The organism is Joostella sp., assembly GCF_048266025.1.
Classification (GTDB): domain Bacteria; phylum Bacteroidota; class Bacteroidia; order Flavobacteriales; family Flavobacteriaceae; genus Galbibacter; species Galbibacter atrarenae.
The window spans coordinates 323,708-339,535 of record NZ_JBLXAF010000001.1 but is presented as its reverse complement, the minus strand read 5'-3'; the positions used below and the strand labels follow the sequence as shown (position 1 = coordinate 339,535).

The following is a 15,828-nucleotide window of genomic DNA, read 5'->3' as shown; positions in this document are numbered from 1 at the left end:
TTTGTTACAAGCTACCAATTTTTAAAAGGATTAGTGCTCAGTTGCGAGTTGTAGTATTTTATATCTCCAGTTACCTCCTTACCAAGCCACGTTTGCTTATCAAAATTTTCATTCTCATTAGATAGTTCTATTTCTGCAATTGTGAGTCCTTCATTATCTCCAAAAAACTCATCGACCTCATAAGTATGTTTTCCTGAAGGTATTTCATATCGGTATTTATCAATAACACCTTTTTCGCATATCTTTAATAGCGTCTCTGCCTCTTCTATTGAGATTTCTTTTTCCCATTCGAACCTACTAGTTCCACTTTCGTTAGAAATTCCTTTTATAGTTAGAAACCCTTGATTTCCTTTTATCCTAACTCGAACTGTACGTTCAGGATCTTTATTTAAAAACCCTTGAACAATTCTAGTTTTATTTTTGGAGTCTTTCTTATAATCACCAGATGTAACTAAGAATTTACGTTCTATTTCTATCATAAGTTTTTAGCAATTTGTTGAATTTCATCATTTTTAATAACTGCAGTTCCTCTATTACTATTAGCTAGATAAACCATGCTTTTAGCTATTTTATCTGGTGTTATAGATTGGTATTTTTTTAGTGGACCTACCATAATATAATTAAGCCCCTTCATCAGTTGCTTAAAAAACCACTCTGCAGGTCTACTTTCATCTCTTTTACCAGCGATTAAGGAAGGCTGCAAGATAAATGTTTTTGGAATATGGAGGCTCATAACTTCATCTTCCATTTTTCCTTTAATGCGATTATAAAAAATAGCACTTTCTGAGTCAGCTCCCATAGAAGAGATCACTGCGTATGTGTTGATATTATTCTTTTTACACAACATTGCTGCAGCAACTGGAATTCCATAATCTATGGCTTTATATTTAGCTTTATCAGGGGTTTTAGATTTTGTGGTTCCGATGCAACAGAAAACCTCATCAGCAGTAAAATCATCATGATGAAGCATAAGATCAAACATATCTACTATATATTCTTTAATTTTCGGGTTTTCTTTGTTTATAGAACTTCTAGAAAAGAGTTTAATCGTTTTATAGCGGTCATCGTTAAGAAGTTGCTTTAATAATGTAGAGCCAGTAAGTCCAGTTGCTCCTAAAATAATTGCTGTTTTTCCCTCTTCCATAATTCATTTATTATAATTTATAGGGTTTTATAGCTTTTGCGAAAACCCAGTAAAGTAGATTTATAAAGTTAGTTAATATTTGTTGTTATTGTAAATTGAAGAGTTGATTTTAGGTTAAATTTGCATATGGAAGAAAAGCTCCCTTTACGAAAGATAATTCATGTAGATATGGATGCATTTTACGCATCTGTAGAGCAAATGGATGATCCTAGTTTAAAGGGAAAGCCACTTGCCGTTGGAGGAAGCGAAAAGCGAGGCGTTGTTTCTGCAGCGAGTTACGAAGCACGTAAGTTTGGAGTTAGAAGTGCAATGAGTGGATATATGGCAAAGAAAAATTGCCCTGACATTATATTTGTTCGCCCTCGATTTGATCGTTATAAAGAGATATCCTCTAAAATACGGAAGATCTTTTTAGACTATACGGATCTTGTAGAACCACTTTCTTTAGATGAAGCTTATTTAGATGTAACCGAAAATAAAAAAGGGAATCCCTCGGCAAGCAATATCGCTATCGAAATCCGTGAACGTATTTTAAATGAAGTTGGATTAACAGCTTCCGCAGGGATATCAATAAATAAATTCGTCGCTAAAATAGCAAGTGATTATAATAAACCCAATGGACAGAAAACGGTAGAACCCCATGAGGTGATTCCTTTTTTAGAGGCATTAGAGATTAGGAAATTATATGGTGTAGGGAAAGTGACTACACAAAAAATGTATCAATTAGGAATTTTTACTGGGAAGGATTTAAAAGAAAAATCAGTTGAGTTTTTAACAGAGCATTTCGGAAAAAGTGGTGCTTTTTATTATCACGTAGTTCGAGGAATTCATTTAAGTGAAGTGAAGCCAAATAGGATTCCAAAATCTGTAGGAGCAGAGCGTACTTTTAGTGAAAATTTAAGTAGCGAAGTATTTATGCTGGAGCGCTTAGAGAATATAGCTAACGAATTAGAACGCCGACTCAAAAAAAGTAAAATAGCAGGGAAAACAGTAACTCTAAAAATAAAATACAGTGATTTTAAGTTGCAAACAAGAAGTAAAACGCTCAATTATTTTATTGCTGATAAAAATTTGATTTTAGAAGCAGCAAAAGAGTTGCTTTATCAAGAGAAGTTAGAGAACTCGGTTCGTCTACTAGGAATATCTTTAGCTAACTTAAATACTGAAAAAAAGAAAAAAGAGCCACAAGAACAAAAAAAAGTGACCGTACAACTGAAATTTGATTTTTAGGGAACTCCTGTAAGAATTTATTTTTGTAGAAAATAATTCACATATTGTTTTTGACTAACAATTATATAACATTGACATTCAGTATTGAATAGAAATAGATGTTATTTTTGTTATAGTTAACCTATAAAAAATAATATATGAAAAGATTTCTACTCTCTTTATTTATTGCATTATCTTCATTTTATACTTTTTCTCAAAGTGTATTTATAAATGAACTTCATTATGATAATGCAGGATCTGATGTGGGGGAAAGCATCGAGATTGCTGCCCCGCAAGGAACAGATCTTTCACTCTATAACATTGTGCTCTATAACGGCTCTAATGGGACAGTTTATAATACAGTTACAATTAACACTGTTATTGCAGATTTGAGTAATGGTTATGGGGTAGCCCATATTACATTGCCATCAAATGGTATCCAAAATGGAAGCCCTGATGGTATTGCTCTTGTGGATGGAAGTAATACTGTTATTCAATTTTTAAGCTATGAAGGAACTTTTGTAGCATCTGAAGGCCCTGCTAGCGGAATGCTTAGTGAAGATATCGGTGTTGCACAGAGCAATAGTAGTACTTCAGAAGGCGCCTCATTAGCTTTGATAGGAACAGGTACAGATTATTCAGAATTCTCTTGGGAAGCTCAAGATACTTCAACATTTGGAGGTATTAATACAAATCAGAATTTTGGAGTATTAGAAATTACTCCTGTTATTAATGAGTTTGTTTTTAATCACACTGGTAGCGATACGAATGAGTTTGTTGAGGTTTTTGGTAAGGCAGAAACCGATTTATCATTGTATTGGATTCTTGAAATTGAAGGAGATATTTCTTCAGCGGGAACTATAGATGGAGCTTTTCAATTAGGAACTACTAATATCGAGGGATATTATACCACTCCTTTTTTTTCTAATGAATTTGAAAATGGATCATTGACTTTACTTCTGGTGGAGAACTTTACTGGAAGTGTTGGCGATCAAATAGATTCGGATGCAGATGGAACGATTGATAACTTTCCGTGGGAAACTCTTGTTGATGCAGTAGCAGTTAAAGATAATGATACTGAAGATATTACTTATGCAGAAACAGTTTTAACCCCTGCTTTTGATGGAAGCACATTTACTGTAGGTGGTGCATCAAGAATACCTAATAGTATTGATTCTAATGCAATTTCAGATTGGGTACGTAATGGTTTTAATGGCGAAGGATTGCCAGATTACCCTGATGCAACTTCTGAAGATGGAGAAGCAATAAATACTCCAAATTCAGCAAATAAAATTTTTGAAGATAATGACGGGGGAACAGATGCAATTGTACACATCAATGAAATCGATGCAGATACAGAAGGTACAGATATAGCTGAATTTATTGAGTTGTATGATGGCGGAGTAGGGAATTCTTCTTTGGATGGACTTACACTTGTTCTTTATAATGGATCGAATAATTTGAGTTATAATGCATACGACCTAGATGGATACACTACAAATGCAAACGGATATTTTGTATTAGGAAATGAGGGAGTGTCAAATGTTTCTCTTGTTTTCAATAGTAACGGACTTCAAAATGGAGCTGATGCTGTGGCACTATACCAAGCAGATGCTACAGATTTTCTTAATGGGACGGAAGTTGAAACAACAAACCTTATTGATGCTATTGTATATGACACTAACGATAGTGATGATGCTGAATTACTTGTATTATTGAATGACAATCAGCCTCAAGTAAACGAGGACTTTAATAGTAATAAAGATTTTCATTCTTTACAGCGTTATGCAAATGGTAGCGGCGGACTTAGAAATACAGAAACTTATGTTGCAGCCATTCCTACACCTGGAACAAGTAATACCAATGCTTTAGAGCAGATTAACTTGTTGATTAACGAAATAGACGTGGATACTCCTGGAAGTGATGTAGCTGAGTTTATTGAACTATACGATGGAGGTATTGGTAATGTTGCTCTAGATGGGTTTGTGTTGGTTCTTTATAATGGAAATGGAGATGCTGTTTATAATGCGTTTGATTTAAGCGGATATGTTACTAATGCTGATGGATATTTTGTGTTAGGAAATGAGGGAGTAGCAAATGTTTCTCTTGTATTTGGGACTAACGGACTTCAAAATGGGGCTGATGCTGTTGCGCTATATCAAGGTTCAATAAACGATTTTCAAAATGGAGCTGTTTTAACAACAAGCGGATTGATCGATGCTGTGGTTTACGATACTAATGATGATGACGATGTTGAGCTTTTAACGTTACTTAATGCTGGAGAACCTCAGCTAAATGAAGACCTAGAAGGAGATAAAGACAACCATTCGTTACAACGTATTCCTAATGGAAGTGGTGGTTTTTTAAATACAAGTAGCTACGTAGCAAAAACCCCTACTCCTGGAGTTCAAAATGCAGGGATAGTGATTGTGCCAACAGAAACTATTCCTATTGTAGATGCAAGAGCGCTTCCAGATGGAACTACAGTAACTATAACTGGAGTTTTAACAGTAGCCGATAATTTTGCGGGACCTGCATATCTTCAAGATAATACAGGAGGAATAGCAATTTTTGATGAACAAATTTTTGGAGGAAATTTTGCAATCGGAGATTCTATAACTGTAACTGCTAGTCGTTCGTCATTTAATAATCAGATTCAATTAGGGAATGTCTCTTCGGTAGAAAGTAACGGTGTGCCTAATGAGCCTATATTGCCAAAGGATATTATTCTAGTTGAATTAGGAGATTATCGTGGGCAACTTGTAAGAATTACTGATGCAACGTTTCCAACACCTGGAGATCTACTTTTTGGAGACTCCAATACAATAATTACAGATGCATCAGGAACGGGGGAACTTAGAATAGATGGAAACGTAGCAGGTTTATCTGGACTAGCGCAACCAGAAACCTGTAATGAAATCATTGGAGTGGTAGGAACTTTCAATGAGTTTGCTCAGTTGTTGCCAAGAATGAAGGCAGATTTAGCTTGTGCAGAACCATTCGATCCGAATAACGGAATTGATATTCCTAAAGAGAATACACTTGATATTGTTACATGGAATATAGAGTGGTTTGGAGATGAAGGGAATTCGCCAGCTGCTGGAAATCAAAATTCTGATGCAATTCAAAAAGATAGTGTTGTCACTATTTTAAAGAAATTAAATGCAGACATTTATACTGTAGTAGAGATTTCTGATGATGAGCTTTTTGCACAGGCTGTAAGTGAGTTGGATGGATATGATTTTATTTTATCTGATGCTACTTCGTATCCAAATGATTCAGGAACAAAGCAAAAAATTGGATTTATATATAAAACTGCAACAGTAACTCCAAAGAAAACACAGGCGCTCTTAAAGTCAATACATCCTTATTATAACGGAGGAGATACTTCATATTTATTAGATTATCCTTCTGAAGCAGATCGTTTTTATGCTAGTGGTCGACTTCCTTTTTTAATGACAGCTGATGTGAATATCAATGGAGCTTCCGAAGAAATAAATATTGTAGCATTGCATGCGCGTGCTAATAGTAGTAATGGGCCTCAGCTTAGATATGATATGCGTAAATACGATATGGAAGTGCTTAAAGATAGTCTGGATGTTATGTTCCCAGAATCGAATCTTATTTTAGCAGGAGATTATAACGATGATTTGGATGAAACGGTTGCTGATGGTATAAACACTACAGTTTCTTCGTTTGAAGCATTTATTAACGATCCTGATGAGTACTTTTTGGCAACACTTTCTTTGAGTGAAGCAGGAAAACGATCTTATGCATTTAGAGAGAATATGATAGACCATATTTCGCTTTCTAATGAACTTAAAGATAACTTCATTGACAATTCTGCGACGGTACATTACGAGTTCTATGATAATGATTATACTAGTACAGTTTCAGATCACTATGCTGTTTCGATCCGATTGTCATTAGATAATATCGAACCGCTAGTTATAGAAAATGTTATAGTGAATAATATTAGCTGTGCTGAAGCTGATAATGGAATGGCTTCTGTTGAAGTTAGCGGAGGAGTAGCTCCTTATGAATATTTATGGAGTAATGGTGAAATAACGCAAAGTGTTTCAGATTTAATCCCAGGAGATTATGATGTTATAGTGTATGATGTTAATGGAAATTCTGTAACAGAATATTTTACAATTACTGAGCCCGAAGGAATAGAGATACTCATGCCAGAAGTAGATAAAATAGTTACTGGATATGGAGAAACCAATTGTATTACTCTTGCTGCTGAAATGATTTCCGGTGGAGAAGGGGAATATTCATTTCATTGGAATACGGAGGAAATTACAGAGACAATTTCAGTTTGTCCAGAGGAAACAACTACGTACACATTAACGGTAACAGACGCTAATGGATGCTCTAAATCTGAGAGTATTACTGTAATAGTTGAAGATGTAAGTTGTGGAAATAACCCATGGATTGAAAAAGTGGCTGTTTGTTACAGAGGACGTTCTTTATGTGTATCTAAGTATGCTGTTCCTCATTTATTGAATTTGGGAGCTGTTTTAGGAAGCTGCTCAGATGATGTTAATGAAACTTCAATCGCTAGTGTTTATTTAATTCCGAATCCTGTTCGGCATGCTGCGGCTTTAGTGGTAAACAGTAATAGTAAAACAAAGCTAGAGTTGCAAGTATATGATTTAAATGGGCAATTAAAACAGCATGAAAAAAATGTAAAAATTAAAGTTGGGTATAATTTAAAGCCTATTAATTTTTCTAGACTTTCAAGAGGGATTTATATATTGAAAGTTATAGAAAACGGACATGAAGTTAAAGATATCAGAATGGTAAAGAGGTAATAAATTTATCATTTATACAATTATTGTAAAGCCCCTTGATACTCCAAGGGGCTTTTTTAATGTTGCTTTTCGATTATATTAAAACTATATTTCTAGGCATAAAAATTGCTTGTAGTTATTAAGGAAGTTGATTATCTCTGCTGCTATAAAACGAAACAATATACCAAATCCCAAAAATGAATTACGCAATAATAGATGTTGAAACCACGGGTTTAAGTGGGAGTGGAAATAAAATAACGGAGATAGCTATCGCTATTTATGATGGAGAAAAGGTGATCGATGAATATCATACTTTGGTAAATCCGCAGGCATTAATTACAAGTCATGTAGTTAGGCTTACTGGTATAGATAATGATATGGTTGCTAGCGCTCCAACTTTTAAGGAGATTGCTTCAGAAGTATTGGACTTTACAGATGGGAAGGTTTTTGTAGCTCATAATGTGAATTTCGATTATAATGTTATTAGAAATGAGTTTAAAGAGCTGGGGATCGATTTCAGCAGGAAGAAACTATGTACAGTTCGACTTTCTAAAAAGATATTTCCAGGCTTACGTTCTTATAGTTTAGGGAAGTTATGTAGCTCTTTAGAGATTCCTTTATACGATCGCCACCGAGCAAAGGGAGATACTGATGCTACCGTTATTCTCTTTGAAAAATTACTTAAAAATGATGCTAATGATGAGGTTAAAAAACAACTAAATCCTAAAAATGGAGAAGCAGCATTGCCTGCATTGTTAGCAAAGGAAACATATGATGGGTTGCCAGAAAATCCAGGGGTTTATTATTTTAAAGATAGCAGCGGAAAGATTATTTATGTAGGGAAAGCTATCAATATTAAAAAGAGGGTGTTGAGTCATTTTTATGATAAAAAAGCTAAAGAAATTGAGCTTTGTAGAGAAACCTCACATATAGATTTTGAGGAGTCAGGGTCAGAATTATTGGCTTTATTGATGGAATCGGTAGCTATAAAACACCATTTCCCAAAGTATAATAGTGCTCAAAAACTCAGTAATAAAGGATATGGAATTTTAGCGTACACCAATAGAAAAGGGATTATACAATTGGGGTATAATAAAATAAAATTAGTACCAAATCCAATTGCAATATTTTTTAATATAAACGAGTGTATTCATTTCTTAGAGTCGTTAACAGAGGCTTTTAAACTATGTCCGAAATACACTCAACTTCTTCCTGCTGGAAGTATTACTGGGAAATGTAATCATTTTAAGATTAACGATTGTATGGGAATTTGTGTTGACGAAGAAAGCCCAGCCGATTATAATAAGAGAGTTGAAACTGCTATAAAATCAGTGAAAATTGAGGCGAAAAGTTTTGTTATTGTGACCAAAGGAAAAACCTTTGATGAAAAAGGAATAGCACTTGTTGAAGATGGAATTTATAAAGGCTACGGTTTTATAGATGAGTCAATAGTAATTAATAATTTTGAAGATTTTAAAGATCATATTAAGTTACAAAATAGCGACAGTGATGTGATGAGAATTATACAGCAGCATATTCTCCAAAATGAAAACACTACGATTATTAGACCTTGAGGGATTTAATTTTTAAGGTTCTAGTGTTTTATTGTTAGTTAATATGTATTAGTCTATAAACTAAAATAATGTTCTTAGTTTTGTTTTTTTAAAGCTAAAACGACTAACTCTTGAAGAATTTCTTCCTTTTTTTAAAGAACAATGCAAAAGAAATTAGCTTCGGCTGGGTATTAACTTTTCTATCTAGTTTCGGACAAACATTTTTGATCTCATTATATGTTCCCGAAATATTAAAAACATTTGATTTATCTAAAGGAGGGTTTGGAAGTATATATGCAATTTGTACAGTTATCTCTTCGGTAATAATGCTTACGGTTGGTCATACTGTGGACCATAAACCTATAAAAAAGGTCACAGCATTTACAGTTCTCGGTTTGGCAATTTCGTGTTTTATATTAGGGGTTTCTCATTATCATATTGCTTTATTATTTATTGCTTTTACAGGACTTCGTCTTTGCGGTCAAGGTTTATTAAGTCACATTAGTTTTACGGTAATGTCAAAATATTTTACTGCGGATAGAGGAAAAGCACTTAGTATTTCATCTTTAGGATATTCTGTTGGAGAAGCTGTTTTTCCTATAGCTATAGCTTCAATAATTTTATGGTATGATTACGAAATAGCAGCAATTGCAAGTGGAGTTTTTCTACTTTTATACCTAATAAGGCTGTATTTCGTGAAATTAGATCACTTTGATGCTGATCTCGATGTTACAAAAAAAGCATCAGCGGGGTTTCTGATAAAACAGTTTAAAGAGGTAATTAGTGATAAACGGTTTTTTATTATGATGCCTGCTAGTTTTTCAACAGGATTTATATCTACAGCAATATTCTTTTATCAATATCTTTTTGTGGAAGAAAAGGGGTGGTCGCTCACTTTATATGCTTCTTTTTTTACAGCGTATGCTATTACTCGGTTTGTACTTTCTATAGCGGGCGGTTTTTGGGTAGATAAGTATACCGCAAAAAAAGTATTTAGAGTGTACTTAATTCCAATGTGTTTTGGATTGCTTGCCTTAGCATTTATAGATAGTATTATTGGAGCTTTAATTTTTTTAATCCTTTCAGGGATCACTGTTGGTGTTGCAGGAACGGTAAAGACTGCAGTAATAGCAGAAATATATGGAACCCAGCAAATGGGAACTATAAGAAGTTTATTTACCATGTTTATGGTGTTAAGCACAGCTTTAGGGCCTCTTATTGTAGGTTGGATGTTAGATATGAATATTCATTTTAGCTGGGTAATCTTCTCTTTATTTTTATTAATGGCTTTTGCGCAATTAAATGCACAACGTATTAGAAATGTATAAAAATTAGTGCCCTTCCTTCAGTAGAAAAAGCTTTTATAAAGTTAAAATTTAAGCATAATCCCTGTTGATGTATTATTGATGTAGTGTATTCTTTGGAGACGAATACAGGTTTTACCTAGTTTCGAATTTCACATATTAAATACCGCCATTATATGATTTTCAGTTGTTCAAGATCAGTAAAAACATGCTTCGTTTTCATTTTTTTAGGATTATTTATAAACACTCAAGCGCAAGAAACTTTAGCTAAAGAAGATTATAAAACGTATTGCAATCCTATTGATATAGATTATACTTATATGTCCCATTACAGAGGAACAAGTGATGTGTCTTATCGTTCTGGTGCAGATCCTGCGATTGTTAATTTTAAAGGGAAATATTACTTATTCGTAACTCGTTCTCATGGTTATTGGACATCTGATGATATGAGTAATTGGAAGTTTATAAAACCACAGGGATGGTATTTTAATGGGAGTAATGCCCCAGCGGCAGCCGTTAGAAATGGAAAAATTCTTGTATTAGGAGACCCTTCTGGACGCGGTGCTGTTATAGAAACCGATAACCCTGATGTTGGAGATTGGAAAACAAATTATGCAGTTATAAATGTTCCACATGGAGTTCAAGACCCTGATCTTTTTGTGGATGATGATAATAAGGTTTATTTATATGAAGAGTCTTCTAATAAATGGCCTATTCGTGGGGTAGAATTGGATACGGCGAATTATTATATTCCTATGGGAGATCAAAAAGACCTTTTCAATTTGCATCCAGAAGCTCATGGTTGGGAACGTTTTGGTCAAGACCATAAGTCGGATATAAAACCTTTTATAGAAGGACCTTGGATGGTGAAACATGATGACACTTATTATTTAGAATATGGAGCGCCAGGAACACAATGGAATGTTTATGCCGATGGTGTTTATACTAGTAAGAGTCCATTAGGACCATTTACATACGCGCCTTATAATCCTATTTCATACAAGCCTGGAGGGTTTTTAAAAGGTGCCGGACACGGAAGTACAGTACAAGATAATAATGGAAATTATTGGCATTACTCTACGATGGCAATCTCGGTGAATTTTAAATTTGAAAGAAGGTTGGGAATGTATCCTGCAGGATTTGAAGATGATGGACAGATGTTTGTAAATACTGCATATGGAGATTATCCGCATTACCTTCCAGGAACAAAAGTGGCAGATCATAAAGAGCGTTTTACAGGTTGGATGTTGCTTTCTTATAATAAACCAGTCACTACAAATTCTCCCTTAGTAAAAGGTGAAAATAGGGTAGTCGATGAAAGTGATAAAGGTTATATGCAAGAGCAAATAAAAGGTTTTGAAATTGATAAAATTAATGATGAAGAGATTCGCTCGTATTGGGTTTCTGAAGAAAATAACGATTCTATTTATGTACAAGTAGATTTACAGAAGCCTATGGATGTAAAAGCCATTCAGATTAATTTTCAAGATTATAAAAGTACTGTTTTTGGTCGCCCAGATACGTTGAGACAACAATTTACAATTGAAGGTTCTTTAGATGGTAAGAAATGGAACACGATCGCTGATTATAGCAAAAATAATAAAGATATACCCCACGCATATATAGAATTGGCTAAAGATGCGGAAGCAAGATATATTAGATATAATCATGTGTATTGTACTAATAAATATTTAGCAATTTCTGAGTTTAGAGTATTTGGTAAAGGGAAAGAGAAAGCTCCTAAAATACCTAAACATTTTAAAGCTGAAAGACAAGGAGATAGAAGGAATACAATGTTGACTTGGGACGCTGTAAAAGATGCTACTGGATATGTAATTTATTGGGGAATTGAAAAAGATAAATTAAATCTTTCAGCATTGATGTACGATGATCCAAATTACGAATTGAGAGCTTTAAACACAGATCAAGGGTATTATTACCAAGTAGAAGCATTTAATGAAAATGGAATCTCTCAGAAAAGTGAGGTTTTGTATACCGAGTAATAAAAAGTTTGTCAATATATAACGCAGGAGTTGAAATTAATATTTTCAATTCCTGCGTTTGTATTATTTTGTGTTTTCTCTTCAGTAGTTATTCAGAATAAATAAAACTATTCTCTTATCTTTGAAACTTGAAATGAAGAAATCTATATACATATTATCATTCAGCTTAAGTCTATTTATTTTCAGTTGTGGAAACGATGAGAATAAAGAAGAGGTAGTCGTTTCTGATGAAAACGCTCAAGTTTCTTATAGTCAGCTGCCAGCAATAACGAGTATCAGTAAAGAAAAGTTGGCAGAAATAAATAAGTGGAAAAAGTTCAAGGAACTTAGTAGTTTGATGGAGAAGTTTCAGCGTCAGAATACGGGAGATCTTACTTATTATGCTGAAGAGTTTATCCGTTTAGATAAGGATATAGAAAAAGACACTTTATTTCCTGCTAAGTTTGAAATTCCAGACGTAAAAAGCAGGCTTATTGTGTTTAATACGTTTAGCAATCAGTTAAAGGTGCGATTAGAAGAAAATGCACCGATAGATTCCATAAACATCACCAGAAAGCGTGTAATGATGTCTTATAATGCGTTGCGCGATCAATTATCTGAGTCTTTGAAAAGTAAGATCTACGAGGATTTTATAAACAACACACCTCCTTCAAAAGAAAAGCCTTAAACAGTTTTCTTAAAGAAATGTTAATTAAGTAGTGCAAGTTTATTAAGAATAACAATTTCCTTTAAATTGCAAGGATTCTTAACAAAACTAATTCACATATGAAATTAACTTTTAATCAGCCTATTATATATGGGCTTGCTTCAGTTGTTTTTCTTGCTTCTTGTAAGACTGAAGAAAAAAAAGAGGTTGCTGAGGTAGAGACGATACCTGGTATAAACCTTGAATACATGGATACCACTTCCAGTCCTAAAGATGACTTTTTTAGGTTTGTTAATGGGAAATGGTTAGATGAAACAGAAATCCCAGATGATAAAACTACTTGGGGGAGTTTCAATGAACTACGAGTGAATACAGATGACGATGCGCTTGCGATTCTTAATAGTGCGAAAGATAATTCTGAATTAGATCAAAATTCTGATCAAGCGAAAGCTGTAAGAATGTTTGAGTCTATTATGGATACAGTTTCTAGAGAGGAGCAAGGAGTAGCTCCATTAAAACCATATCTAGAGAAAATCGAAGCTATTAAAAATAAAGAGGACCTTCAAGCATATTTTATAGAAATGACACCTACAACAGGGGCTGGTTTCTTTAGATTTAATGTAGGATCTGATGCAAAAGATAGTAATAAGAATGTTGCTTCTTTAGGAGCAGGTAGATTAGGTTTACCAGATAGAGACTACTATTTAGACGAAGATGATGAGTCTAAAGAGCTTCGCGATAAATATGTGGCTCACATAACACGTATGCTTCAGTTTGTAGGTTATGATGAAGAGGCAGCTGCTACTCAGGCTGATAACATCTTAGCATTAGAAACGGAATTGGCTGAAAAAATGCTAGATAAAGTTGCAAGACGTGATCCTAAAACAACATACAATCCAACTGCTATTTCTGATCTTCAGAAAATGGTTCCTTCTTTAGATTGGAAAGAATATCTTGAAGGTATTGGAGCTGCTAGTGTTGATACAATAGATATTAGTCAAGTTGCTTATACAAAATCTTTAGAGACTGTTTTTAGTTCTGGAGATGTTGAAGACTGGAAAGCGTATTTACGTTGGGGGCTTGTAAACAGTGCTTCTAATGCGCTTACAAAAGAAATGGATAGAGCAGATTGGGAGTTTTATAGCAAAGAACTTAGAGGAGCAAAAGAGCAGGAGCCTTTAAGTAAAAGAGCTTTACAAACTGTAAATGGTTCTATAGGTGAGGCTTTAGGGAAGCTTTATGTAGATGAGAAATTCCCGCCAGAAGCAAAAGCGCAAGCTAAAGATATGATAGCAAATATAATTAAGGCGTATGAAGTGCGTATTAATGCTTTGCCATGGATGAACGAGGAAACTAAGAAGAAAGCAATCGAGAAGCTTGATAAAACTACTATTAAAGTTGGATATCCTGATGAGTGGAAAGATTATAGCTCTTTAGAAATAAAAACAGCTAAAGATGGAGGTTCTTTCTATCAAAATAGATTGAATGTTTCTAAATGGAACTTCGCGAAAACTATTGATAAATTAGGGAAGCCTGTAGATAAAACAGAGTGGTTTATGTCTCCACAAACTGTAAACGCATATTACAATCCATCTTATAATGAGATTGTTTTCCCAGCTGCAATTCTACAGCCACCATTCTTTAATTTTACTGCAGATGCTGCTGTGAATTATGGAGGAATGGGATCTGTAATTGGACATGAAATTTCTCATGGTTTTGATGATAGCGGAGCAGATTTTGATGCTGATGGAAACTTAGTAAACTGGTGGACAGAGAAAGATCTTACACAGTTTAATGCTTTAGGAGATTCTTTAGCTTCTCAATACAGCAGAATTGAAGTGCTTCCAGATGTATTTATTAATGGTAAGTTTACTTTAGGAGAGAATATTGGAGATTTAGGAGGAGTAAATGCTGCTTACGATGGTCTGCAAATGCATTTAAAAGAGCATGGTAATCCTGGGAAGATAGATGGATTTACACCAGAGCAACGTTTCTTTATGTCTTGGGCAACTGTTTGGAGAACAAAAATGCGTGATGAGGCGCTTAAAAATAGAATCAAAACAGATCCACATTCTCCAGGAATGTACAGAGCAACACAGCCTTTACTTAATATAGATGCATTTTATGATGCTTTTGATATTAGAGAAGGAGATGCTATGTATTTAACTCCAGAAGAACGTATTAAGATTTGGTAATTTATAAAACCTAATTAACGAATGTTAATTCAAAAAAAAGCGCTTTAAGAATGAAATTCTTAAAGCGCTTTTTTATTCAGAAAGGGTTTGTTATTCTCCTTCAGCTTTAGGAGTTGTTGCTGGGTTTATTTTTTCAGCAGTTCCTTCTTGTTTCTGATTCAATAAAAGTTGTCTTATATTTTTAGCAAGAGTAAAATTTGGAGCCATCACAATAGCTTCATCAATAGTACTTATTGCAGCATCTATATTTGTTTTGTCTTCATTATATTTTAAAAGCCCTTCTTGGTATTTAAAAGCTGCTTTTAAAGGCACTTGGTAAGGTGGATTAGCTTCATAAAAAGGAAGCATGTCTTCATCTTTAGCATTTTCTAATCCGTATTTAATGTAAGTTTGCGCTTCTACAATTTTTCCGATTTGTAAATTAAGATCTACTAAATCGTATGCAATATAGATATCTGGTTTTCTACTGAACATTATATCGAATTGCTGTACTGCTAATTGCGGTTGATTTACAGCTTTTAAAGATCTAGCTTTTACTTCAACAGCAAGATTAGAAGCTTTTGTATCTTTTTCAGTTCCTAAAAGATTAATTGCTTGAACGTGTTGCCCAGAATTGCTATAAAAAAAAGCTAATGTATCTATTCTAGCCTGATTTGGGCTAATTACATTTAAGTGCGTTAAGGCATTAATAACTCCTCTAACATCTCCTTGTTCTTTCATTTGTTTATAGAAAGCTTCGTAATGTTTGGTAAGTGTAGCATCGTTTTGAGAAAACCCAAAAAATGATGCGAAGAACATCATTAATATTGCTGTCTGTTTCATAGTTGAAAAATTATATTTAAAAACTTTAAGGTGACTTATTATAAGATAAGCTTTTCTTAATGCGCCAAATCTATTAAAATATTTCAATAAATCCCATAATATGAGGCTTATTCCGCTTTATAGCTGTAAAAGAAAACCTATTTTATTAATTACGAA

General features: G+C 34.0%; 10 protein-coding genes. 7 read left to right on the top strand and 3 right to left on the bottom strand.

The window, feature by feature from the left end:
• Nucleotides 1-11 precede the first annotated feature (11 nt).
• Nucleotides 12-479, bottom strand: a complete 468-nt coding sequence (locus tag ACN0TY_RS01440; protein WP_417443086.1) for a CYTH domain-containing protein — start codon at nucleotides 477-479, stop codon at nucleotides 12-14.
• Nucleotides 476-1,144 carry an NAD-dependent epimerase/dehydratase family protein gene (locus ACN0TY_RS01435; RefSeq protein ID WP_417443085.1) on the bottom strand — a complete coding sequence of 223 codons (669 nt, stop codon included), beginning with the start codon at nucleotides 1,142-1,144 and terminating at the stop codon, nucleotides 476-478. Before ACN0TY_RS01435 ends, ACN0TY_RS01440 begins: the two co-directional genes overlap by 4 nt.
• Nucleotides 1,145-1,270: 126 nt before the next feature.
• Here ACN0TY_RS01435 and dinB point away from each other — a divergent pair, with 126 nt between their 5' ends.
• From dinB to ACN0TY_RS01400, 7 genes are all read left to right on the top strand, one after another.
• A complete protein-coding gene (gene dinB, locus ACN0TY_RS01430; RefSeq protein WP_417443084.1) occupies nucleotides 1,271-2,374 on the top strand; it encodes a DNA polymerase IV in 1,104 nt (367 codons plus the stop codon).
• A gap of 137 nt (nucleotides 2,375-2,511) precedes the next feature.
• Nucleotides 2,512-7,170 (top strand): T9SS type A sorting domain-containing protein, encoded by a 4,659-nt coding sequence (locus ACN0TY_RS01425; protein ID WP_417443083.1) that lies wholly within the window; start codon nucleotides 2,512-2,514, stop codon nucleotides 7,168-7,170.
• Nucleotides 7,171-7,346: 176 nt separating this feature from the next.
• A complete protein-coding gene (locus tag ACN0TY_RS01420) occupies nucleotides 7,347-8,723 on the top strand; it encodes an exonuclease domain-containing protein (RefSeq protein ID WP_417443082.1) in 1,377 nt (458 codons plus the stop codon).
• 110 nt (nucleotides 8,724-8,833) lie between these two features.
• On the top strand, nucleotides 8,834-10,030 hold the full coding sequence (locus ACN0TY_RS01415) for an MFS transporter (protein ID WP_417443081.1): 1,197 nt from the start codon (nucleotides 8,834-8,836) through the stop codon (nucleotides 10,028-10,030).
• 152 nt (nucleotides 10,031-10,182) lie between these two features.
• Nucleotides 10,183-12,009: a family 43 glycosylhydrolase gene (locus ACN0TY_RS01410; RefSeq protein ID WP_417443080.1), complete on the top strand. Its 1,827-nt coding sequence runs from the start codon at nucleotides 10,183-10,185 to the stop codon at nucleotides 12,007-12,009.
• Nucleotides 12,010-12,142: 133 nt separating this feature from the next.
• Complete coding sequence (locus tag ACN0TY_RS01405) at nucleotides 12,143-12,676, top strand: hypothetical protein (protein ID WP_417443079.1); 534 nt, start codon at nucleotides 12,143-12,145, stop codon at nucleotides 12,674-12,676.
• Nucleotides 12,677-12,774: 98 nt separating this feature from the next.
• Nucleotides 12,775-14,850, top strand: coding sequence for a M13 family metallopeptidase (locus ACN0TY_RS01400; RefSeq protein WP_417443078.1), 2,076 nt, complete (start codon nucleotides 12,775-12,777; stop codon nucleotides 14,848-14,850).
• A 90-nt stretch (nucleotides 14,851-14,940) separates the two neighbouring features.
• Here ACN0TY_RS01400 and ACN0TY_RS01395 read toward each other — a convergent pair whose 3' ends face one another.
• Nucleotides 14,941-15,672 carry a hypothetical protein gene (locus tag ACN0TY_RS01395; RefSeq protein WP_417443077.1) on the bottom strand — a complete coding sequence of 244 codons (732 nt, stop codon included), beginning with the start codon at nucleotides 15,670-15,672 and terminating at the stop codon, nucleotides 14,941-14,943.
• Between the last annotated feature and the right edge of the window lie 156 nt (nucleotides 15,673-15,828).